We start from the raw sequence: 1,090 nt of genomic DNA on the forward strand, positions 1-1,090 counted from the left end.
CGCCGGGGCGGCTGTGCTTTGTGCGGCCTGGCTGCCCGGCGTTTTGCCGTTGTTCTTTTTTCGCTTTTTCCGCAGCGGGTGCTGCCGGGCCTTGCGGCGGCGCTTTTGTGCGTTCTTGCCGCGTCCGGGTATGCGCGTGCCGACAACTGGCAGGCTTCATTGTATAACGAAGGCCTGCCTTCCCATCTGGTGGCTGTGGACAAAAACCGCCAGACCTTCATGTTTTTTGAGAAAAAAAGTCCTCTCAAGCTCCGCTATACCTATCCCTGCACCACCGGGCAACTGACCGGCGACAAAAAGGTGCTCAATGACCTTCGCACGCCCGAAGGCGTCTATTTTGTGGAATACAAGATCGCCAGCGGGCTGGATTTCAAGGAATATGGCGGCATAGCCTACACGCTCAACTACCCCAATCCTGTGGACAAGCTGCGCGGCAAGACCGGCCACGGCATTTGGATACACAGCAAGGGACTGGGCATTGAACCGCTTTCAACACGGGGCTGTGTGGCGATCGGTCTGAAAGAAATTGACGAGGTCGGCCCGAGTCTTGTACCCGGAACTCCCGTGGTGCTGGCGGAGCGTCTGGACGAAACGTCTGTTCCGCAGCCGGATAACGGCACGGCCCGCGAACTGCGGCGGCTCATGCAGGCGTGGAGCAATGCCTGGGCGGCGCGCTCGTCCAGGATGTTCGATTTTTATGATGGCGACGCTTACAGCAAGGCCATGCCTGAAAGCTTCGCGGCCTTCAGGATGAACAAAGAACGCCTGTTCAAAATCCTCAGCTTTATCAAAATTTACAACCGTAAAATTCATGTACTTGAAGGGCCGGGCTATTGGGTCACCTGGTCTGAACAGTTTTATGCCGCGTCCAACCTTTCCACTGAAGGTGTCCGCCGCCTGTACTGGCAGCGGGGCAGCGACAAAAAGTTCCGCATTGTCGGTATGGAATGGGCGCCCCGTGACCTTGGCATGCGGGCCGCTTACCAGAAGGGCCAGCTTGTGGCCGAAGCGCCTTTGCAGATGGCTTCGGACGCTGACTCCGAAGCGCCGCAGCCGCCGCGCCTGGATATGCCTGAAAGCGCCGCTGACG

Annotated in this window: 1 protein-coding gene; it reads left to right on the forward strand. The window is 58.3% G+C overall.

Annotation, left to right across the window (positions count from 1 at the left end; translation table 11 throughout):
* Positions 1 to 18: 18 nt before the first annotated feature.
* Positions 19 to 1,090, forward strand: a 1,072-nt coding sequence (locus V6C07_RS09525; protein WP_333536195.1) for a L,D-transpeptidase family protein, incomplete at its 3' end; no start/stop codon positions are given.

This window comes from Desulfovibrio sp. 1214_IL3152, from assembly GCF_036763055.1.
GTDB lineage: Bacteria > Desulfobacterota > Desulfovibrionia > Desulfovibrionales > Desulfovibrionaceae > Desulfovibrio.